This window comes from Kitasatospora sp. NBC_00039, from assembly GCF_045160625.1.
Lineage (GTDB): Bacteria > Actinomycetota > Actinomycetes > Streptomycetales > Streptomycetaceae > Kitasatospora.
Genome location: NZ_CP108289.1, coordinates 996,520 through 1,017,778, shown reverse-complemented (window position 1 = coordinate 1,017,778; position 21,259 = coordinate 996,520). Strand labels below are relative to the sequence as shown.

The window sequence follows — 21,259 nt, the reverse complement described above, 5'->3', positions numbered from 1 at the left end:
GCCTCGGCGACCCGACCCGGCCTGGTCCGCCCGCTCCCGCCCGGCCGGGTCCGCAGGCTAGCTGCCGTAGCCGTCATCGGGCAGGCTACGGTCGGTCGGGCTCCGGGCACTCGCCGTGGGAGAGGCCCCACAGGTTGACCTTGTCCAGGATCCAGTCCTCCAGCAGCGGGGAGTCGTAGCTCTCCCGGCTGACGAAGGTGAAGCTCACCCGCACGTCGTCGTCCGGCCCGGTCTGCAGACTCCGCTGGTCGGTGAGGTTCTCGTACTCCACGGTCTCCCATCGGCAGCCGGCCCGGACGAGCGCGGCGGTCAGCTCCGACTCGGTGACGCGTGAGTCGACCGTGCGCAGGTCACCCGGGCGGGGGCCGGGGAGCTCCAGCTCCTCATGCCAGGCTGGAATGATCATGGAGTCCAGTCGGCGGCACCGGCAGACGACCAACTGCACGCTGCCGTAACGGAACCAGCGCGGCCAGCGGCTCTGCTCGTAGACGCGCCCACCGGTCACGGGCGCACCGTGGGCGGCGGCCAGTCCGGGAAGGGTGGCACCGTAGGACAGGGCTCCCAGCTTCCCCGTCGTCGCCAGTACGGCCAGTTCCTCCGTGAAGTCCATGCGGTGGATCATCGCACCGCGGGCACGGCCTGCGGCCTCCGGGGCCCGATGCGGGTGGACCATCGGACCCTGGGCTCACAGCGGGTCAGCCCCAGTGCGGGGGAGGGGCGGAGCCCACAGGCGGACGCCGGGCGGCGGGGGCGGACGCCGGGAGGGCAGCGAGGGCAGGGAGGCCGGAGCGGTACGAGGCCGGGAGGCGGTACGACCTCACCCGATGGGTGCGACTCGGGCGATCCGCCCCGCCGCCGTACCCGGCCGGGCGGGGCCGCATGCCACCTTGGCGCTACTGCCCGGCCGGGGGCCGTCGACCCGCCGGCAGCCGAAACCTCCTCTGCCACCGTCCCCACCGGAGCCATCCCATGCGCCGACGCAGGAGCCTGCTCCCGCTCGCAGCCACTCTCCTGGCACTCACGGTCAGTACGACCCAGACCGCCTCGGCCGCCGACACGCCGGGTGCCCGCCCGGACGTCCAACGGGGCGTCGTCCGCAGCGGGGACACCCCGATCGGGGCGGCAGACGTGACGCTGTACCGGGCGGGCGACCGTCCGGGTGCGCCGGCGGAGGCCCTCGCCCGGGGCCGGACCGACGCCGAGGGCCGCTTCCGCCTCGGCTACCACCGGCCCGCCGACCCCCGGGCGGTGCTGTACCTGTTCGCCGAACGCGGCCGCGGCGGCCCGGTCGGCCTGGCCGCCGTGGTCGGCTCCGCGCGCGAGCACGCCGCCGTGCCGGCGATCAACGGGGCCCGGGTGGACGAGGTGGTGGTCAACGAGCGCACGACGGTGGCGGCGGCCTACGCGCTGGCCCGGTTCGCCGGCCCGGAGGGCATCTCCGGTGGCTACCCCGGGCTGCAGAACGCCGCCGCGATCTCGCACAACCTCGCCGACGTCGAGGACGGGGGCGTCGCCCGGGTGCTCGCCACCGCGCCCAACGGCCCGGAGACCTCCACGCTGCCCGCCTTCAACACGCTGGCCGACATCCTGGCCGGCTGCGTGGACGGGCCGACCTGCGCGGAGCTGTTCCGGCTGGCCCGGCAGCCCGGGCAGGCGGAGCCGGCCAACACCTTCGAGGCCGCCGTCGCGATCGCCCACGGGCCCGGCGAGCACGTCGGCGAGCTGTTCGCCCTGGCCGCCGTGCGACCGCTCTACCGGCCGGCGCTGCCCGCTGCCCCCGACGCCTGGACGCTGGCGCTGCGGTACACCGGCAACGGCCGCGAGCTGGACGGTCCGGGCAACATCGCCTTCGACGCGGACGGCAACGCCTGGGTCACCAACAACTACCAGTACGCCGCGGACCCCCGGGCCTCCGTGTGCGGCGGCCGGAGCCTGCTGCGGCTCACCCCGACCGGCCAGGACGTGCCGGGCGCGCCCTACCGGGGCGGCGGCCTCTACGGCGCCGGCTACGGCATCACGTTCGACCCGAAGGGGGACGTCTGGGTCGGCAACTTCGGCTTCCAGGGCTCCGGTTGCCCGCTCGACCCGGGCCCGCTGTACCGCAGCGTCTCGCAGTTCGGCCCGGACGGCGCGGCCAAGTCCCCCGCGGAGGGCTGGCGTTCCGGCGACATCGTCCAGCCGCAGGGCACGATCTCGGACCGGGAGGGCAACATCTGGATCGCCGACTGCGGCGGCCGGAGCGTCACCGTCCTGCCGCACGGCGACCCGCAGGCCGCGCGCCGGATCGTGCCGCCGGACGGCGCCCTGGTCAAGCCCTTCGACGTGGCCGTCGACGGGTACGGACAGGTGTCGGTGACGGGCAACGGCAGCGACAGCGTCCTCCAACTGTCACCGGAGGGTGAGCCGGTCCGCACCGTCACCGGCGGCGGCATCGACCACCCGCTGGGCGTCGCCACCGACAGCCGGGGCAACGCCTGGGTGGCCAACAGCGGTGTCGTTCCGCTTCCGTGCGAGGACGGCACGCCCGCCGGCCTGGCCGACACCGTCCGCGACGTGGTGCAGCGGGTGCCGGGCGCCTCGGTGACCATGGTCGGCCCGGACGGGACCACCCCGGACCGGCCCTTCGTGAACGACGGGCTCTTCCTGCCGTGGGGCATCGCGGTGGACGGCGACGACACCGTCTGGGTTGCCAACTTCGGCGGCCACCGGGTCGCCCAACTCTGCGGCACCCGGCTCTCCGCCTGCCCGCCCGGCCACCGGACGGGGCAGCCGATCTCGCCGCCCGGCACCGGCTACACCTTCGACGGCCTGTCCCGGAACACCGCCGTGCAGATCGACCCTTCGGGAAACGTCTGGCTCGCCAACAACTGGCAGACGGTCCCGCTGCAGACCAACCCGGGCGGCCGCGAACTGGTCGTGTTCATCGGCGTCGCCGCCCCGGCCTGCGCCCCGCTGATCGGCCCGCCGCAGCAGCCCTGACGCCGGGAGGCCCCGCCGGGGAGGGTGACGTGGCCACCCGGCGGCGTTCTCCTGGAGGTCACTGTCAGGGCGTGACCGGTTCTGAACAGTTGGAGACAATCCCGGTCAACTCCTGACGTTCCGTCAAGCCATCTCCTACGCTTCGTCCGGCCCCGGCAGGCGCCGGTGCCCCGCGTGACCCGATGGTCCGACGAGTCTGGAGAAGACCCCCGTGAGAATACGTTCCCCGCGCCGCTCCTGGACGGCCGTGGTCGCCACCGGTGCGGCCACGGCCGCGCTGTTGTCGCAGCCCGCCGCCGCCGAGGCGGCCGCGCAGGCCGCGCCGCCGCCCGCCGTGACCGGCACTGTCGCGGTGGCGGCGTACCCGGCGGGAGTCGCGCTCGCGCCGGACGGGAGCCGGGCGTACGTGACCAGCCAGAGCACCGGCGCCGTCAGCGTGCTCGACACCGCGACCAACGCCGTCACCGGCACCTTCACGGCCGGCACCGGCTCGTACGCCGCCGCCTGGACGCCGGACGGGCGGCACGCCTACCTGACGCACCACCTCGACGGCACGGTCAGCGTGCTGGACACGACGGGCAACACCGTCACGGCCACCGTCCCGGTCGGCGCCGGGGCCTTCGGCGTCGCGGTCGCGCCCGACGGCGCGCACGCGTACGTCAGCAACACGGGCGACGCCACCGTGAGCGTGGTCGACACCGCGACCAACACCGTCACCGCCACCGTCCCGGTCGGCGCCGAACCGCACGGCGTGGCCGTCGCCCCGGACGGCGCGCACGTCTACGTCGCCGCCTCGGGCGCCCAGGCGGTGGACGTCATCGACACCGCGAGCAACACGGTGAGCGCGAGCGTCCCGGTCGGGCACGGCGTCTTCGGCCTGGCGCTCAGCGCCGACGGCTCCCGCCTCTGGACGGCCAACGGGGGCGACAACACCGTCAGCGTGCTGGACACGGCGGGCGGGACCGTGGCCGGCACCGTGACGGTGGGCACCAACCCGTTCGCCGTCGCGTTGTCGCCGGACGGCCGGTACGCGTACGCGTCCAACTACGCCGACGACACGCTGAGCGTGATCACCACCACTGACCGGGCGGTCACCGCGACGGTGCCGGTCGGCGCGAGTCCGTTCACCCTGGCGCTCAGCCCCGACGGCCGGCGCGGCTACCTGGCCGACTTCACCGGCGACGCCGTGACCCTTCTCGGGTTCCCGCTGCCGGTGCCGGTGGTGACCCGGGTCAGCCCCGCGTCCGGGCCGCAGGCCGGCGGGACGGTCGTCACCATCGCCGGGACGGACCTGGCCGGCGCGACGGCGGTCAGCTTCGGCGCCGCCGGGAACGCCACCACCTTCTCGTGCACCGCGACCGCCTGCACCGCCACCGCGCCCGCCGCCTCCGCCGCCGGCGTCGTGGACGTCCGGGTCACCACCCCGGGCGGCACCAGCGCCGTGACCCCCGCCGACCACTTCGGCTACACCGCGCCCACCGCCGACCTCGCCGTCGCGCTCGGCGCCAACCCGGTGGGCGGGCTGTTCTCCGGCCGGGTCGACTACACGCTGACCCTCACCAACCAGGGCCCGGCCGCGGTGGACTCGGCCACCGTCACCGCCGATCTGCCCGCGGGCTTCACCGCCTCGTCCACCGACTGCACCATCGCGGCCTCCAAACTGGCCTGCACCGTCGCCGGCCCGCTCGCCGCCAAGGCGAGCACCACCCGGCATCTGACGCTCCAGGTCGGCCTGCTCAACCTCGGCCGCAACTTCACCGTGACGGCCGTTCGCACCGCGAGCACGCCCGCCGACCCGGTGCCGGCCGACGACCGGGCCTCCCGCACCTGCTCCGCCACTCTGGCGCTGCTGATCAGCTGCCGCTGAGCCCCCCGGCCCCCGTCCCGACGCCCGGGGCGGGGGCCTCGTGCCGACGCTAGTGGACGAACAGTCCAGGTTGGACGTACAGTCCAAATATGACCGCAGAGACTCCCGACCCGCGTATCCAGGCCTGGGCGCCCGTCTGCCAGGCGGTGGCGCTGCTGCTCGGCCCCTACGCCGAAGTGGTGCTGCACGACGTCGCGCAGGACGAGGTGCTCGCCCTCTGGAACCCGATGAGCAGCCGCGCCCCCGGCGACCCGTCCCTGCTCGGCGAGCTGGACGAACTGGACCCCTCCGCGCCCGACGTCTACGGGCCCTACGAGAAGCTGCTCCCCGACGGGCGGCGGCTCTCCTCGGTCAGCGCCGTGCTGCGCGACGCCGACGGTCGGCCGTCGGCGGTGCTCTGCGTCAACCTCGACCGCGGACCGCTGGAGCACGCCGCCACCCTGCTGGCCGGCTTCGCCGCCCCGACCGTACCCCGCCCCGCGCCGCTCTTCGAACGCGACTGGACCGAGAAGATGAACGACGTCATCGGCGGCTACGTCCGTGCCCACGGGCGCCCGCCGGAACGCCTCGGCCGTGAGGACCGGCTCGCCGTGCTGCGCGAACTCGACCGGGCCGGGGTGCTCGCGGTGCGCCGCGCCGTTCCCGCCGTCGCCACCGCGCTCAAGGTGTCGCGTTCCACCGTCTACACCCTTCTCGCCGACCTCAGGGCCGAACCCGGGGCCGCACCAGGGGTCGCGCCTGGGCCTGCACCCGGGGACGAGCCCGTGACAGGGACCGCGAGAGAGACCGCGACCGCGACAGAGAACACGACAGCGACCGCGACAGCGACAGCGACCGACGCACCGCAGAGGAACGACCGATGACCAGGCTCCCCGACTTCCGGCTGGAAACCTACTTCTCCCGCTGGGAGTTCACCGCCCGCCACCACCTCACCGCCTCCGACGCGCAGACCATGGGGATGTCCGAACTGCTCGCCCTGGCAGGCCCCGAGGACCGGCACGCCTGGGAGACGCTCACCCTCGGCTATACCGAGACCTTCGGCGACCCGGCGCTGCGACAGGCCGTCGCGGGCATGTACGAGCACGTCGACGCCGACGACGTGATCTGCTTCGGCGGCGCGCAGGAGGCGCTCAACCTCGCCATGCAGGTGCTGCTGGGCCCCGCCGACCACGCCGTCGTGGTGACCCCCAACTACCAGTCCGCGGAGACCATTCCGCTCTCCCTCTGCGAGGTCACCGGCGTCGCCCTGGACGCCGGCCGGGACTGGGCGCTCGACCTGGACGAGCTGACCGCCGCGCTGCGGCCCAACACCCGGGTCGTGTCCGTCAACTTCCCCAACAACCCGACCGGCAAGGTCATCGACGCCGCCGACTTCACCCGGCTCGCCCGGATCTGTGACGAGCGCGGCATCCACCTCTTCAGCGACGAGGTCTACCGCGGCCTGGAGCGCGACCCGGCCCGCACCCTGCCGCAGGCCGCCGACCTCTCCGAGCGGGCGCTCTCGCTCAACGTCACCTCCAAGTCGCTCGGCCTTCCGGGCCTGCGGATCGGCTGGATCGCTTGCCGTGACCGGGAGTTGCGCAGCCGCCTGGAGCGCGCCAAGCACTACACCACGATCTGCAACTCCGCGCCCAGCGAGATCCTGGCCCGGATCGCGATCAACAACCGTGAGCCGATCCTGGCCCGCAACCGCGCGGTCGTCGCCGCCAACCTGCCGCTCTTCGACGCGTTCTTCGCCGCCTTCGCCGACCTCTTCGAGTGGCGGGCCCCGGACGGTGGCTGCGTCGCCTACCCCCGCTACCTCGGGCCGGACGGGGTGGAGGAGTTCTGCACCGCACTGGTCGAGGAGGCCGGCGTCCTGCTGCTGCCGGCGAGCATCTACCGCTCCGACCTCACCCCCACCCCCGCCGACCGCTTCCGGATCGGTCTCGGCCGCCGGGACCCGGAGCCCGCGCTGGACGCCTTCGCCGGCTGGCTGAAGGGCCGGCGGTGACCGTCCCCGCCGGAGGAGGGCGGGCGGACGGGGTGAACCGGTGGGTGCCGCCGGCCCGTTGAGGCAGGTGCGGGGCCGGGTGGCTCCGGGCAGCGGAGGACCTCGGGAGGCCGGCTGTGCTGAGGATGGACGGGCCGTGGCGGATCACGGTCATCGGCAAGGACGCCGCCTTCGACCAGCGGGCGGTGATCCGGGCCTCGTACGGGACCAGCGTCCTGTCCGGTCGGGTGGGCGAGTTCCTGGACGTCCGGGAGGACGAGTGGGAGCTGGAGCTGGAGCACAGCTGGGACGGGCGCTGGTGGCCCAACGTCCGCGTGCGGCCCGGCCCGGTGCAGAGCCTCGGCTCGGGCGCCCGCACCCGGGAGATCCGCAGCAAGGACGCCGACTGGACCGGCGGTCACCCCGACCATCCGAACTTCGTGCTGCGCCTGGACTCGCTGGAGACCACCGCCCCCCGGGCGGGGGAGTCCGCGGGTGCTGCGCCCGAGGCGACGGGGCGTGCGGCGGTGACGGGGATCGTCCCGGGCGTGCTGCTGTCACCGGCAGCCCGCGCCGGCGCCCCGATGGCGGCCGCCATCCAGGCCACCCGTGCCACCCAGGCCATCCAGGCCATCCAGGCCACCCGTGCCACCCCGCCGGCCACCGCCGGGGCGGGCGTGCCGGCCGCGACGCAGATGGTCCGCACCAGCTCCGGCCCCGCGCCCGTGACCAGGCGGCCGGCCGAGGAGCCGGAGCGGGCCGCAGCTGCGGGGCAGGCCGGGACCGCACCGGCCCCGCGGGCGGCGCGCACCAGCCGGCCGTAGCCGGATCTGCCGCATCGTCAGGGCTGAGCAACGACCGGCTCCGCCGGTGCTCAGCCCTGACGGGCCGCCTTCGCCCGGTACTTGAGGCCGAGCAGCACGCCCGAGAGCCCGTGCGGCACCAGCCAGGAGACGTCCTCGCGGTCCTCCGCGTCGAACCGGTACTTGTACGGCTCGGTGCCGCGCAGGAAGTCGAAGGTGGCCAGGCCCTGGCCGGCGGCGGCCCGGACCGCCTCGGCGATCACCGCGGTGCCCAGCCGCAGCGGAGCCCAGCGCTGGTCCCAGCCGATCTGGTAGTAGGCGAAGGTGTCCCGCCACCGGAAGCCGTAGAGCACGCCGACCACCTCCCCGGCCCGTTCGGCGACCAGGAAGGCCGGGCCCTCGCCGCGCCCGGTGGCGGCGGCGCGTTCGAGCAGCCGCAGGTGCAGCGGTGCGCGGGCCGCGTCGAAGGTGGTCGGCAGGCCGAGCGCGGCGCGCCGCTGCCGGTGCAGCCTGAGCACGGCGTGCAACAGCTCGACCCGCTCGGCGAGTTCGTCCTCCCCGACGGCCGGCGCCTCCCAGCGGAAGGTGATCCCCTCGGCGGCCAGTTTGCGGCCGTAGCGGCGCAGGTCGGCGCGGAACTGCCGGGAGCCGAGCGCGTCGGGCCCCGCCGTGAGGTCGGCGCGCGGGCACGGGGGGGCGGCCGGTCTCCACCGCGCCGGGCGGCAGCAGTCCGCCCTGCCCGGGGTCGAGATCGCCGAGCAGCAGCGTGGCGCGCCGCGCCCGCCGGTCGAGCCAGGCGGCGACCTCGGCGCAGCGCTCGGGTGCGGCGGTGAAACCGCAGTGGTCGGCCGCGCCGGGGCCGGAGCCGAGCACGGTCAGGCAGGGGACGGCGAGCGGCGCGCGCGGGTGGAGCCGGCGCCAGGTGCGCAGCAGCGGGACGACGGCCGAGACCCGGCCACCGGGCTCACGCCAGACCGTGATCTCGCCGGCGCCCTGCTTCGCGCCGAGCGTCTCCCACCAGGCCAGCGTCCACTCGGGCGTGGTGAACCACGAACCGCCCGGGTCGGCCGCCGCCAACTCCCGCCAGCCGTCCAGGACGTCGGCCGGGAGTGCGGCGCTCCGGTACCGCACGGGCGCGGCCGCCCGCGTCACCGTCCCGGCCTCGGCCGCAGTAGCTTCGACAGGAACCCCCTCGGCCGTCGTCAGGCTCCGCCGCGCAGTCGGTGCAGGGCCGGATGGAGCCCGGAGAGAATTGTGTCGAACCTGTCCCGGCTGGTGGTGGAGTTCACCCGAAGACGGCTGGTCCGCAGCGGCCGGCGCGGCAGCAGCCGGTCGTGCCGGTGGTCGAACAGAAAGCCGACCCGGTAGCCGAGCCGGCGCAGCACGGTGTCGGCGCGCCGGTCGAAGTTGCCGTTCGGGTAGGCGAAGGCGGTGGGCTCCTCGCCGTCGAGCCAGCCGGTCAGGGAGCTGTGGGCGGGTGATCTCGTCCCGGACGGCGTCGTCGTCGCAGTGGTCCAGGCAGGGGTGGACGGCGGTGTGGTTGCCGATGGCGATGCCGGACCGACGGAGCGTCAGCAGGTCCTGCGGGCCGAGCTGTTCCTGACGGGGCGCACGGGCGCGGGCGCTCTCGCGCAGCTCGGCGAGGGCGGTGCGACGGTCGGCGTCGGGCAGCGTCTTCAGCCTCCGCACCACCTCGCCGGGCGCGCAGCCGGCCAGTGCGCGGGCGGTGCCGCCGTGGGCGGCCAGGAAGGCGGCCTCCGACCACCAGAACGGCTGGTCGCCGCCGATGAGTTCGGTGACCACGAAGGCGGCCGCCGGGATGCCGAGCCGGGTGAGGACGGGCAGGGCCTCGGTGAGTACGCTACGGTCGCCGTCGTCGAAGGTGACCAGCACACTGCGGTGCGGCAGCGGCCGCCCGGAGCGGACGGCCTGGTCGACCCTGGCCGGCGAGACCGGGCGGGCGGTCCGGACGAGGCGCTCCATCTGGAGGGAGAAGGTCCACGGGTCGTCCACGCCGTGGTAGGCCAGGACGGCGAGCCGGCGGGTGGCGGCGAGGCGGAACAGCGGCTGCGCGGGGGAGTTGCGCAGGGCGGCGTCGACGGTGGTGCGCCGGCCGGCCAGGCGGCCGCGCGGTGGTGGTGCCGCGGCCGGTCGCGGGTCCGCGGTGTCCGGATCAGCGGGGGGCCGGGCGGGTTCTCCCGGCGGCCGGGCCGCCGGCCGGGTAGGCAGCCGGGGAGGTGTCCGGGGCGGTGTCGGGACCCGCCGGGCCGGTGCCCGGGCCGGTCGTGCCGATGGTGGGGCCGCCGTCGGCCCCGGTCGAACGCGTGGTCCCCTCGGGCATCGACACGCTCCCCCTTCGTCCCCGTCGGTGCTGCCGTGGCGGGGGTGGAGCGCGGTGCGCGGGCAGATTCCGCCGTGCGGCGCGCGCCTGCCCGGTGGGCGGCCCGCCCCGCTCCACGAATTACCAAGATAGTGCAAAGTCCCATGCTCCGAAGAGGGTTGCGCGCTCCGGGTGGGTTTCGGCGGGAGGTCGGCGCATTGTCGGCGAGCCCTTGGCCTGAGTGCGGGCTGGGAACTTACCGAGTGGCTGCCGGTGGAGCCGGGGAGGTTCGGGGGGAGCGGATCTCCCGTGCCCCCCGAACCGCTTTCGGTCTACGGATCCCCCACGGACCCCGGAGACCTCGAGCACCTCACCGAGATCAGCGTCTCGCCGAGAAGTGGCCGCACCGGGCCCGGAACCCCACTGGGCTCAGAACCCCGCCGGGATCAGAACGGGTTGGTACAGGTGGTGACCCGCTGCGCGGCCTCCAGGGCCGGGCCGCCGGTGGCGCAGATCATCCGCAGGTCCTTGGTGACCACGCGCGGCGTGACGGCCTTGGCGGACCCGTGGGTGACGGTGGTCGCGGAAGCCACGGTGACCCACGGGCTGCCCCAGGCCTGCTGGGTCCGGATCTCGACCCGGACCAGCGTCAGCTGCGCCGGGTCGGCGGCCGACACCTGCGCGACGCCGATGAAGCCGCCGCCGTCCCGCTCCTGCCAGGCGCACGGCTGGTTGACGACGGTGGTGCAGGCCACCTTGCCGGACTCGTCGGTGACCGTGGCTGCCGTGGCCGGCAGGGCCGTCGCCGCCGTGATCCCTGCCACCGTGACCATCAGAGCTGCGATCCGAGCGTGCATGATAGGAACCTCCTTGGAAATCAAGGGAATCTCACTGGATGGGATGAGTCTTGCACAGATTGTGGACATGCCATATGTGCGCTGCATCACACTCCAGGTGACTGTTCAACTACATGCTGCAACCATGACGACCATCCGCCCCGGTCGCCCCAGCCGCCCCGCGTCGCTCCCCCCGGGCGCCCGTCGCCGACCGCTCGGCCGGCCGTTCAGCCGGCCGGCGGCAGCACCATCCGCCGCCCGGCCGTCGCTCCGCCGTCCACCGGGACGGACACGCCGCTCTGGTAGGCGAAGTCGTCCGAGGCGAGCGCCAGGATCGCCCGGGCGATCTCGGCGGGCTCGGCCATCCGCTCCAGCCCCTCGACGTTCAGCGGGCCGAACGCCTGCTTGAACCGCGCCCAGTCGGCGTCCGGGATGCCCGGCGGCCGGACGAACGCGGTGTCGGTGGTGCCCGGGAGGATCGCGTTGATCCGGATGCCCCGAGGCCCGTAGGCCAGGGCCGCCGCCTTGACGATGCCCTGGATCGCCCGCTTGCTGGCCGCATAGGCGCCGCCGTTCGGCCGGGTCTGCTCGGCGGCCGAGGAGGCGGTGCAGACGATCACCCCGTGCCCGGCCTTCAGCATGTGCGGGATCTGGTACTTGACGGCGAGGAAGACGCCACGCGCGTTGGTGTTCATCACGTCGTCCCACTCGGCGACGGTCAGCTCGTGGAGCAGCTTGCCGCTGCCGATGCCGGCGTTGTTGACCGCGATGTCGATCCCGCCGTACCGGGCCGCGACCTGCTCGGTGAAGCGTTCGACCTGGGCCGGATCGCGGACGTCCGCCGGGAAGTAGGAGGCCTCTGCGCCACTGCGGCGGATCTCCTGCTCGACCTGGCGGCCGAGTTCGGCCCGCCGTCCGCAGAACCCGACCCTGGCGCCCGCCGCCGCGAAGGCGCTCGCTGCGGCCCGGCCGATGCCCGAGGTGGCGCCGGTGATCAGGACCGCCCGGCCCTCGAACCGGCGCGGCGCTCGCTTCTCCTGCGGTGCGGCCTCGGCGCGCCCGGCGGCGCCCATCGTGCCGGCCGCCGTGGCCGCGGCCGCCAGCCCGAGCGCGGAGGCGCTCAGGAGGGCCCGTCGCCCGGGGGCGGCCGTCGGTGAAGTCATGCCCTGTTCAGGGGAGTTGGTGGTGTCCATGGCCGTAACCCTGGCAGCCGGGTGCCGCCGCGTCTCTCGGCCGACCGGCCCGACCCACCGGCCTGGAGGAGGAGCGGCCTCCGCCTCAAGGAGGAGGCCGGGCTCGTCCGACCGGCCGCCAACTCCTCGTCCGGACCGTCGGATTGACCGTCCCGGGCGGCAGTCCGGTGCCGCTCCGCCACGGGTGTTCACTCGTACGGGTGGCGGACCGGTGTGAGGCCGTTCGGACGGCTACGATCGACGCGAACCACGGAGGTGGCCTGCATGGACACGGTCATCGTGCAACTGCCCGAACCCCGCCCCGACGCCCGCCGCGAACCCCCCTGGGGGCCCGCGCCCGGCGGACCACCCACCCGGCCCGGTGGCTCCACCCGGCCCGCGCTGCTGCACCTGGGCCCGGGCGAGGTGGCCGAGTTCGGGCGCGGCGAGCCCGGCCGCCCCGTCGCCATTCCCCTCAGCGACCAGGGCGTCTCGCGCCGCGCGGGCGAGATCACCGCCGCCGAGGACTACTGGCGGCTCTCCAACTTCAGCTCCTCCGCCACCTACGTGGTGGAGAACCTGGAGGGCGCGGGGGAGCACGTCAAGGTGGCGCCCGGCCGGCTCGGCGCGCCGGTGCCGTTCGAGTTCTCCCGGGTACTGCTGCCCGCCCTCGGCGAGCCGGCAGCCTTCAAGGTCTTCGCACCGCAGCACGCCTACCTGGACGGCGAGTCCGGTGCCGGCGAAGGCGAGCGCACGGTGAGCCCGTTCGCCCTCGACCCCACCTCCAAGTACTTCCTCGTCCTGCTGGCCCTCTGCGAACCCCGGCTGCGCTCGCCCTCCGCCGCCCTCGTCCCCGGCGCTACCGACGTGGTGACCAGGCTGCGCGCCCTGCCGTCCTGCCGCGGGCTCACCCGCTCCGCCGTCAACTACCACATCGACTACCTGGTGGCCACCAAGCTCCGGCTGCGCGAGACGCCGGAGGAGGCTCCGGACGGGGCCGGCCGCGGTGGCGGCAAGCGGGAGGAACTCGTGGCCCTGGCCCTGAGGTTCGACCTCGTCCGGGAGGAGCACCTGGTGCTCCTCCCGCCCCGGCGCGGCGGCTGAACCCGCCGTGCTACCGCCCGCGCAGCCCGCCGCACCACGGCCGGACCGGCCCGAGGAGCCGCCGCCCGCGGTGCCGCCCGGCTACCCCGTGGCCGGCTACCGCACCGGCGAACCGATCGGAGCCGGCGCCTGGGGCAGCGTCTACGCCGCCCACGGGGAGGGCGAACTCCCGGACGCCGCCGTCAAGTTCCTCAGCCCCGCCCGGCTCAGCCCCGGCCAGCGCCGCACCATGGCGCAGGTCGCCCGCAGCGAGATGCGGTTCAGCCGCCTCGCCGACCACCCGCACCTGATCCGCACCCTCGCCGTCGTCACCGTCGACGACCCGGCCCACCCCGGGCTCGACGGCGCGGTGGCCCTGGTGATGGAACGCGCCGCCCGCAGCCTCCAGGACGTCCTGGCCGCGGCCCGTCCGCACGAGCCCGTCCCCGGGGCCGAGCGGATCCTCGCGGAGGTCGGCGCCGGCCTCACCCACATGCACGGCGCCGGCTGGGTGCACGGCGACCTCAAGCCCGGCAACATCCTGCTGATGGCGGACGGCACCGCCAAACTCGCCGACTTCGGCCTCACCGCCGAACTGGAGGGCACCCACGCCTACGCCCCGCCGCTGGGCTCGCCCGACCACGTGCCGCCCGAGTGGTGGTCGGAGCGGACCGGCGCCCGCGGTGTCGCCCTGCGGCCCAGCGCCGACATCTGGGCCTTCGGCGTCCTCGCCCACCAACTGCTCACCGGCGGGCTGCACCCCTTCCTCGGTGCCACCGCCCGAGCCCGCTCGCTGGCCGCGCTGGCGTACGCGCGGGGCGCGGCGCCGCTGCGGCTGGACGACGCGCTGCCCGCGCGCTGGCGGGCGGTGGTGACGGCCTGCCTCGCCGCGGACCGGGAGGCGCGGGGCGGGGTGGACCTCGCCTCCCTGCTCACGGCCGCAGCGGGCGGTCCGGGTGGGCCGTCGAGCGCCGCCACCGGACCGGTGCGCCGGCGCAGGCTGCTCGCCGAGGCGGGAGGACTGGGCGTGACGGCGCTGGTGGCCGCCGCCCTGCTCGCCCTCACCGGCTCCCCGGAACCCGCCACCCCCGCGGGGACCGCCCGCCCGGCGCCGGTCCCGGCCGCCTCGGCGGGCGCGGCGGCTGCCGGTACGGTCCCGGCAGGCGCGATCCCGCCCGGTGCCGACGTGCCCGCCGCGCTGCGCGGCCCGATCGAGGACGCCGCCCGCCGCTGCCCCGAGCCGGAGATCACCCCGGCGCTGGTGGCCGCCATGCTCAAGGCGGAGAGCGGGTTCGACCCGAAGGCCGCCCACCCCGAGTCCGGCGAGTACGGCGTCGCCATGTGGACGCCTGCCGTCTTCAACGCCTGGGCGCAGGACGGCGACCACGACGGCGTGAAGGACTACATGAACCCGGCGGACGCCATCGCCTCGATGGGCAACTACGTCTGCTGGCTCGACCAGCAGTTCAAGCACCGGGGGCTGACGGGCAACCTGCCCGCCCTCGTCACGGCCGGCTACCGGACCAGCGACAAGTCCGTCGCCGACACCGGCGGCGTACCCGAGCGGGTGAAGGCGCACGTCGCCAGGGTGCTCGGCTACCTCGCCGAGTACGGAGGCTGACCGGCGTGGCCGGCGCGCACCCGGCTGGCCGGCGCGGTCGGCGCGCACCCGGCTGACCGGCCCGGTCGCATCGGCCGAGGGTCCCCGGCGGCGTTGGCCGGCCGCCGGGCTGCCGGGATGCGATGCTCGGCCGCATGATCATGAAGCTCCGCGCGGCCGTCACCCAGTGGACCGCCGTCGTCCCGGTGGCGGCCTTCGTCGTTCTCGTCCTGACCTGGCACCGGGACCTGCCCGGCTGGGTGGTGGCCGTGGTGGCCTGCGTCCTGGCGGGCGCGGTGCCCGCCGCCGTGCACCACGCCGAGGTGATCGCCCACCGGGTGGGGGAGCCGTTCGGCTCACTGGTGCTGGCGGTGGCGGTGACCGTCATCGAGGTGGCGCTGATCGTGACGCTGATGGCCGACGGCGGTGACAAGGCCGCCACCCTGGCCCGGGACACCGTGTTCGCCGCGGTGGTGATCACCTGCAAAGGCATCCTCGGCCTGTCCATCCTGGTCGCCGCGCTCAGGTACCGCGTGGCGGTGTTCAACGCCGAGGGCACGGGCGCGGCGCTGGCCTGCATCGGGACCTCGCCACGCTCAGCCTGGTGCTGCCGACCTTCACCACCAGCTCGCCGGGCCCGCAGTTCTCGTCCACCCAGCTGATCTTCGCGGCGACCGCCTCGATCGTGCTCTACGGGCTGTTCGTCGCCATCCTGACCTTCCGGCACCGGGACTACTTCCTGCCCGTCACGCCGGAGGGCAAGGCCACCCCGCTCCAGGGCGCGGTGCACCTGGCGGTGCTGGCGGCGTACGTGGTGCTGGCGGTCAACCCCTGACCGGAGCGCCCGAAAGCGGCGGGAGGGCCGGCGACCCCGTCGGTCGCCGGCCCTCCCGCCGCGCTGTCCGGGCTCAGCGCCCCCCTCAGGCCCCCCTCAGGCCCCCCTCAGGCCCGGGCTCGGCGCCGGGGCCGTGCGGGTCGCTGCGGGTTCAGGACGACCGGCGGGTGCGGCGGGTGTAGACCACGGCGCCCGCACCGGCGAGCAGCAGCGCGGTACCGGCGCCGGCCACCAGGAGGCTGCCGTCGCTACCGGTGGAGGCGAGGCTCTTGCCGGCCGCGGCGGTGCCGGGGATCGGGGTCGGGACGCTGGCCTTCGCGGGCACGATGAGCGGCTTGTCCGGGTTGACCACGGTGCCGGCGGGCGGGGTCTGCACCGGGACGGTCGCGGTCGGGGCGGTCGACGGGCCGGCGGTGGGAGCCGGGGCCTCGGTGCCCGTCCCGGCGGTGGCCGAGGTGCTCGCGGAGGCCGACGGCGTCGCCGACGGGGTGGCCGACGCGGTGGCCGGGGTCGTCGTCGAGGGGCCGGCCGACGGGGTCGTGGTGGCGGTCGCGCTCGCACTCGGCGAGGCCGAGGTGCTGGGCGTGGCGGACGGCGACGGCTTGCCGGTGGAGCTGGGGGAGGTGGTCGCGGAGGGCGTCTGCGACGGCGACGTGGTCGGCGTCGTGGTGGCGCTCGGCGAGGCGGAGGCGGTCTTGGTCGGGGTCGCGCTCGGCGAGGGCTTGCCGGTGGGAGCGGGGGTGCGGCCGCCGCAGTCGACCTTGAACACCTTGTGCTTGGGGTTGTTCAGCTCGGGCTCGGCCGGCAGCTTCCCGTCGACCAGCTCGACCGAGGCCCAGTACAGCTTGTAGTGGCCGTCCGGCAGGTTGATGTCCTCGGTGCGGACGTGGCCCTTGCCGTCCACCGGCAGGTCGCCGAACGCGACCGCGGTCTCGGTCTTGTCGTGCACGTCGGCGATCAGCCAGATGACGTCCTGGCCGGGGTCGAAGCCGAAGGAGTCCAGGTAGAAGGTGCAGACCTTGGGCTCGTTGCGATTGTCCTCCTGCCCCGTCGCGCTGTCGTGGATCTTGACGGTGCCGTTGTTGCCCTTGGGGGGCGTGCCTCCGGCGGCCGCGTGCGCGGTCGGCGCGAGCAGCAGCAGGGCGGCGGCGGTGGGGACGGCGACGAGGGATCTCGCCGTGGTGGAGCGGATGCGCATGCTGGTGTCCATCGTGGAGGGCGGGCGGGGGAGGCCCGCACGGCAGGTGGGGGGAGCCCTCGGGCAGCCGGGGACCCGGCCGGTGACGGTGGGTGACGGCGCACGAGAGGCCCTAAGGTCCCGCAGTCGCCGCGGTGGCGCAAGGCAGATTTGGGGGGATTGCCATGCCGCCGGGGTGATTGTCCGACTTAGTCCCACGCAACGATCAGATCACCCGATTGTGAGAGAGACGTGCGCCGCTCCGCGCGGCAGTGGGCCCTCGGTCGCCCCGCATCCTCCGCCCGCGGCGAGGGGTGCGAGGATGGCCCCGACCGCCCTCGACGGCGGACCTCCGCCGACCGGCCGCCCCCACACCCCGGGGCGGCCCCATCCGGGCACACGGCGAGGTGGTCCGCCCTGCGTACCCCGGCAGCCCTCAGGCGCGGCGTCTCCCCGAACGCACTCCCTCACCTGCGAAGAAGACGCATCGCGATGCACCGAACCCTCATCACCCCCGCCTCCGGACCTGCCTCCGGACCTGCTTCCGGACCCGCCTCCGGACCCATTCCCCCGCACACCCCCGCACCCCCCTCCGGACGCTCCTGCCGGCCACTGCGCGCCGCCGCCGCGCTCGGCGCCGGAGGGCTGCTGCTCACCGGCTGCGGCAGCGGCGCCGCCCCGGCTCCCGGCAGCCAGGACGACCTGAAAGCCCGGCTCCCCAAAGCGGTCAAGGCCGCCGGGGTACTCAAGATCGGCTCCTACCTCAACTACCCGCCGGTGGACTTCAAGGACTCGTCGGGCGCGCCCGAGGGCCTCGACCCGGAGCTCGCCAAGGCGCTCGGCACCACGATCGGGGTGAAGGTCGAGTTCACCGACATGCCGTTCGAGAAGCTGATTCCGGCCGTCCGGTCCAAGCAGATCGACCTGGCGATGTCGGCCGTGATCGACACCAAGCAGCGCCAGCTCGGCGCGGCCGACGACGGGCACCAGGCCGACGCGGGCGTCGACTTCGTCGACTACTTCGGTTCCGGCACGTCGATGGTGGTCAAGTCCGGCAACCCGCTGAGCCTCTCCTCGCTGGAGAGCCTCTGCGGCCGGGGCGTGGCCGTCCAGCGCGGCACCGTCCAGGACGAGCTGGCCACCCGGCAGACGGCGGCCTGCCTGCGAACCGGAAAGCAGTTGCAGATCCACCGTTTCGACACCGACGAGCAGGCGCTCGCCGAGGTCGCCTCCGGCGCCGCGGCCGCCGATCTGAACGACTACCCGGTGGCTCAGTACAACACCACCCAGCCGGGCCGCGCCGGAACGTTTCAGCTGGCCAGTACCAACTTCCTGCAGGCCGGCCCCTACGGCATCACCGTTGCCAAGGACAACACCGCCCTGCGCGACATCATCGCCAAGGCGCTCGACGAGGTGATCCACAGCGGCGAGTACGACAGGATTCTCGCCAAGTGGAACCTGCACCGCGGCTCGGTCTCCAGCGCGGTCGTCAACGGAGGCCTCTGACCGCCTCCGGCGTTCCGTGCACCCCGCACGGGTGCCGACCCCCGCCCCGATGGCCGGTATCGACCGGTCATCGGGGCGGGGTCCGCGTGTCGGGGCGCGGCGCGGCGGCTGCTGTCCCTATCGTCGGTGACCGCGAGTCCGCAGCCGATCCGACCCGTGGGAGTTGCCTGATGCCCGGCCCAGAGCAGCAGTTGTCCACCGACGTCGAGCCCGGACGCGGGCCGGACCACGCCGATGTGATCGTGGTGGGCGCGGGACCGGCCGGTTCCACCGCCGCCTACCACCTCGCCCGCACCGGGCTCGACGTGCTGCTGCTGGAGAAGTCGGCCTTCCCCCGGGAGAAGGTCTGCGGCGACGGCCTGACGCCGCGTGCGGTCAAGCAGCTGGTCGATCTGGGCATCGACGTCTCCGAGGAGGCCGGCTGGCTGCACAACCGGGGGCTGCGCCTGGTCGCCGGAGAGCGCCGGCTGGAGCTGGACTGGCCGCAGCTTTCGGCCTTCCCGTCGTTCGGACTGGTCCGGCGGCGGGCCGACTTCGACGAACTGCTCGCCCGCCGGGCCGCCTCCGCCGGCGCCCGGCTGGTCGAACGGGCCAACGTGACAGGCGCGTTGGTCGACGAGCGGACCGGCCGGATCACCGGGGTGACCGCCCGCCTCGGTGAGGAACGGACGCCGGTCAGCTACCACGCGCCGCTCGTGGTCGCCGCCGACGGCAACTCCACCCGGCTGTCCCTCGCCATGAACCGCTACCGCCGCACCGACCGGGCGATGGGCGTCGCCTACCGGACGTACTTCACCACCCCGCGCCACGAGGACCGCTACCTGGAGGCCTGGCTCGACCTGCGCGACCCGAAGGACCCGGCCCGGCGCCTGCTGCCCGGCTACGCCTGGGTCTTCGGCATGGGGGACGGGACCGCCAACGTCGGCCTCGGCGTCCTTGACACCGCCGCCGTGGCCCGCGAGGTGGACTGGCGGGACCTGCTCCGCCGCTGGTGCGCCGACCTTCCGCCCGAGTACGGCTTCACCCCCGAGGGCGTCACCGAGCCCGTCCGGGGCTCCGCCCTTCCGATGGGCCTCAACCGCCAACCCCACTATGCCGACGGCCTGTTGCTGATCGGCGACGCGGGCGGAACGGTCAGCCCGGCGACCGGCGAGGGCATCGCCTACGCGATGGAGTCCGGCCGGTACGCCGCCGAGACGATCGTCCAGGCCCTGGCCCGGCGCACCGACCGCGGCCGTGAACTCGCCCTGCGTGCCTACCCGCAGGCGCTGCGCGCCGCCTACGACGGTTACTTCGCGCTCGGCCGGCTGGTCGCCGACGTGCTGGGCCGGCCCCGGCTGCTCGGCGCTGCCGGGGCGCTCGGCCTCGGCCACCCGGCCCTGCTGAAGGTGGCCTTCCGGCTGATGGTCAACCTGACCGAGCCGAACTCCCGCGACGCGCTCGACCGGCTGCTGCACATCCTCGGCAAGGTGGCCCCCAGCAGCCGGTCCTGACGCTCAGTCAGTCAGCTAGGCGTTGAACCACCGCCTGCCCTCGTGCGACATGAAGGCCGTGACGATCAGCAGGGCGATGGCGAGACCGGCCAGGGCGAGGGTGGCGCCGGAGAAGAGCTGGAGCACGCCGGAGATGATCGAGAGCCACTCGATCACCAGTACGGTGATCCGGGTCCAGCCCGCCCGGTGCGGGGCCAGGGCGGCGCAGAAGCAGAGCACGATGGCGATCATGATCGACAGGACGGCGACGAACCGGACCAGCCCGACGCCCTCCCCGTCCTCGCCGCTCATCAGAGCGAAGAGGAAGAGCCCGGCGAGGCCGTTGAGGACGGCATGAACCCAGACGCCCGCGACCGCCCACCTGATCGAGCTCGGCATCCGCTCGGAATTCCACTGGTGCATCTGGTTCGCCATCACTGACCACCCCCGGGTTCGGTACGGCCGCGACCCGGCGGCCCGGCCGTATCCGAGATGGTCCGGTCGGCCTGACAGGGTGTCAACGTGGTGCGTGGCACCCGGAACAGCTTCGTTACGGTCGAGCCGGGGGCTCGTGGTGGAGGGCGCGTGCCCCGGAGGGTTCGCGGCCCTCCACCCTGTGCGCCCTCCGGGATCGGGCATGGGCGGGTCGGCCGAAACGGGAGAAAGCAGTGGCCCTCCGGGCCCGTCCTGTTGACGTGGAGTCAGGTGATCCGCTTGCCTGGGTGCCGACCTGGACACGGAGGGTGACGGATCACCCCCCGGTCGCCATGACGCTGATACGACGGAGACATCGTGCGCCTTCGCCTTCGCCTGTTCCTCGCACCGCTCGCCGCGGTCGTCGCCCTGCTCGCCCCGGCCCTCCCTGCCACCGCCGCCGACGCGGCCACCGCCGGGGCCGCCACCACGACCCCCTCCGACGAGTGCTCGGCCGCCGACTACCACGGCGACGTCCGCCTCGGCCCCGAGGACCTGCCGACCACCGGCCCGGTCGGCCGCGAGCTGATCGGCTACAAGCGCACCGGCAACCTCTCGGAGGACAAGTTCCTCGCCACCTACTACAGCCCGACCGCCAACAACGGCAGCCCGGGCTGGATCTACCCGCCGGCCAACGGCTACGTCACGCTGCCGGACGGCACCCCGGTCGAGTTCGAGATCACCCTGTACCCGAACCAGAACATCGACCGCTTCGGCAGCGAGTACGGCTCCTTCCTCGCCCCCGAGGGCCTGCCCTACGCCAGCCGCTCGATCCCGCCGCAGAGCCTCGACAGCAACCCGGCGGCCGGCTGCAACTACCACGACTACAAGGTGCTGAAGCCGTTCAAGGTGCACGCCGGCCCGATCGCGCCCTGGTTCGGCCAGCCCGGCTACGGTTTCCAGTACCAGCTCGACGCCGCCCTGGTGCCGAACGGCCCGGCCCGGCTGAACGTGCTCTGGCTGGTCGACAACGGGTACCTCGCCCGGATCTGACGCCCGTTCGTACGGGCGGGTGCGGCCGGTGGCCGGGGGTGCACGCCCCCGGCCACCGGCCTGTCCAGGGGGAACGCGCGGGCACGCACGGGAGCGCGCCGGGAAAACGCACGGGAGCGCGCCGGCGCCCGCCGTGGTGGCCTCCCGGCAGGCCTGCCGCGGCCCTGCCG

17 protein-coding genes and 2 pseudogenes are annotated in these 21,259 nt (G+C 74.6%); 11 read left to right on the top strand and 8 right to left on the bottom strand.

All coding sequences use genetic code 11. From position 1 onward, the window contains the following. Positions 1-85: 85 nt before the first annotated feature. The gene (locus tag OG286_RS04970) at positions 86-610 is read right to left on the bottom strand and encodes a hypothetical protein (protein ID WP_396323422.1); all 525 of its coding nucleotides are present in this window, start codon (positions 608-610) and stop codon (positions 86-88) included. Between the two features lie 359 nt (positions 611-969). Between OG286_RS04970 and OG286_RS04965 the strand changes: the two genes are divergently transcribed. The 5 genes from OG286_RS04965 to OG286_RS04945 all read left to right on the top strand — a co-directional run bounded on the left by OG286_RS04965 (position 970) and on the right by OG286_RS04945 (position 7,642). Continuing rightward, positions 970-2,979, top strand: a complete 2,010-nt coding sequence (locus OG286_RS04965) for a hypothetical protein (protein ID WP_405362973.1) — start codon at positions 970-972, stop codon at positions 2,977-2,979. Positions 2,980-3,190: 211 nt separating this feature from the next. Then, the gene (locus OG286_RS04960) at positions 3,191-4,846 is read left to right on the top strand and encodes a beta-propeller fold lactonase family protein (protein WP_396323424.1); all 1,656 of its coding nucleotides are present in this window, start codon (positions 3,191-3,193) and stop codon (positions 4,844-4,846) included. Positions 4,847-4,935: 89 nt separating this feature from the next. Then, positions 4,936-5,709, top strand: a complete 774-nt coding sequence (locus OG286_RS04955) for a transcriptional regulator (protein WP_396323425.1) — start codon at positions 4,936-4,938, stop codon at positions 5,707-5,709. Further along, positions 5,706-6,839, top strand: a complete 1,134-nt coding sequence (locus OG286_RS04950; protein WP_396323426.1) for an aminotransferase class I/II-fold pyridoxal phosphate-dependent enzyme — start codon at positions 5,706-5,708, stop codon at positions 6,837-6,839. Before OG286_RS04955 ends, OG286_RS04950 begins: the two co-directional genes overlap by 4 nt. A gap of 116 nt (positions 6,840-6,955) precedes the next feature. Beyond that, positions 6,956-7,642 carry a hypothetical protein gene (locus OG286_RS04945; protein WP_396323427.1) on the top strand — a complete coding sequence of 229 codons (687 nt, stop codon included), beginning with the start codon at positions 6,956-6,958 and terminating at the stop codon, positions 7,640-7,642. 50 nt (positions 7,643-7,692) lie between these two features. Here OG286_RS04945 and OG286_RS04940 read toward each other — a convergent pair whose 3' ends face one another. The 5 genes and pseudogenes from OG286_RS04940 to OG286_RS04920 all read right to left on the bottom strand — a co-directional run bounded on the left by OG286_RS04940 (position 7,693) and on the right by OG286_RS04920 (position 11,970). Further along, the gene (locus OG286_RS04940; protein WP_396323453.1) at positions 7,693-8,373 is read right to left on the bottom strand and encodes a GNAT family N-acetyltransferase; all 681 of its coding nucleotides are present in this window, start codon (positions 8,371-8,373) and stop codon (positions 7,693-7,695) included. Positions 8,374-8,823: 450 nt separating this feature from the next. After that, positions 8,824-9,006 carry a hypothetical protein gene (locus OG286_RS04935; protein ID WP_396323428.1) on the bottom strand — a complete coding sequence of 61 codons (183 nt, stop codon included), beginning with the start codon at positions 9,004-9,006 and terminating at the stop codon, positions 8,824-8,826. A gap of 142 nt (positions 9,007-9,148) precedes the next feature. Then, positions 9,149-9,604 (bottom strand): annotated as a pseudogene (locus OG286_RS04930) (polysaccharide deacetylase family protein); the annotation flags it as partial. A 783-nt stretch (positions 9,605-10,387) separates the two neighbouring features. Continuing rightward, positions 10,388-10,798 carry a hypothetical protein gene (locus OG286_RS04925; RefSeq protein WP_396323429.1) on the bottom strand — a complete coding sequence of 137 codons (411 nt, stop codon included), beginning with the start codon at positions 10,796-10,798 and terminating at the stop codon, positions 10,388-10,390. Positions 10,799-11,004: 206 nt separating this feature from the next. Continuing rightward, a complete protein-coding gene (locus OG286_RS04920) occupies positions 11,005-11,970 on the bottom strand; it encodes an SDR family NAD(P)-dependent oxidoreductase (protein WP_396323430.1) in 966 nt (321 codons plus the stop codon). A gap of 264 nt (positions 11,971-12,234) precedes the next feature. Here OG286_RS04920 and OG286_RS04915 point away from each other — a divergent pair, with 264 nt between their 5' ends. From OG286_RS04915 to OG286_RS04905, 3 genes and pseudogenes are all read left to right on the top strand, one after another. Next, on the top strand, positions 12,235-13,053 hold the full coding sequence (locus OG286_RS04915) for a serine/threonine protein kinase (protein WP_396323431.1): 819 nt from the start codon (positions 12,235-12,237) through the stop codon (positions 13,051-13,053). Between the two features lie 70 nt (positions 13,054-13,123). Then, a complete protein-coding gene (locus tag OG286_RS04910) occupies positions 13,124-14,653 on the top strand; it encodes a serine/threonine-protein kinase (RefSeq protein ID WP_396323432.1) in 1,530 nt (509 codons plus the stop codon). Between the two features lie 134 nt (positions 14,654-14,787). Next, a pseudogene (locus OG286_RS04905) lies at positions 14,788-15,395 on the top strand (calcium:proton antiporter); the annotation flags it as partial. A 223-nt stretch (positions 15,396-15,618) separates the two neighbouring features. On the opposite strand, the gene OG286_RS04900 reads toward OG286_RS04905, so the two are convergent. Beyond that, entirely contained in the window at positions 15,619-16,665 is a 1,047-nt protein-coding gene (locus OG286_RS04900; RefSeq protein ID WP_396323433.1) for an LPXTG cell wall anchor domain-containing protein, read from the bottom strand. Between the two features lie 471 nt (positions 16,666-17,136). Between OG286_RS04900 and OG286_RS04895 the strand changes: the two genes are divergently transcribed. Continuing rightward, a complete protein-coding gene (locus tag OG286_RS04895) occupies positions 17,137-18,150 on the top strand; it encodes an ABC transporter substrate-binding protein (protein ID WP_405362981.1) in 1,014 nt (337 codons plus the stop codon). Positions 18,151-18,320: 170 nt separating this feature from the next. Further along, entirely contained in the window at positions 18,321-19,643 is a 1,323-nt protein-coding gene (locus OG286_RS04890) for a geranylgeranyl reductase family protein (protein ID WP_405362982.1), read from the top strand. Positions 19,644-19,658: 15 nt separating this feature from the next. On the opposite strand, the gene OG286_RS04885 is transcribed toward OG286_RS04890, so the two are convergent. Continuing rightward, a complete protein-coding gene (locus OG286_RS04885; protein WP_405362984.1) occupies positions 19,659-20,057 on the bottom strand; it encodes a hypothetical protein in 399 nt (132 codons plus the stop codon). Positions 20,058-20,414: 357 nt separating this feature from the next. Between OG286_RS04885 and OG286_RS04880 the strand changes: the two genes are divergently transcribed. Beyond that, positions 20,415-21,089, top strand: coding sequence for a TNT domain-containing protein (locus OG286_RS04880; protein WP_396323437.1), 675 nt, complete (start codon positions 20,415-20,417; stop codon positions 21,087-21,089). The last annotated feature ends 170 nt before the right edge of the window (positions 21,090-21,259 follow it).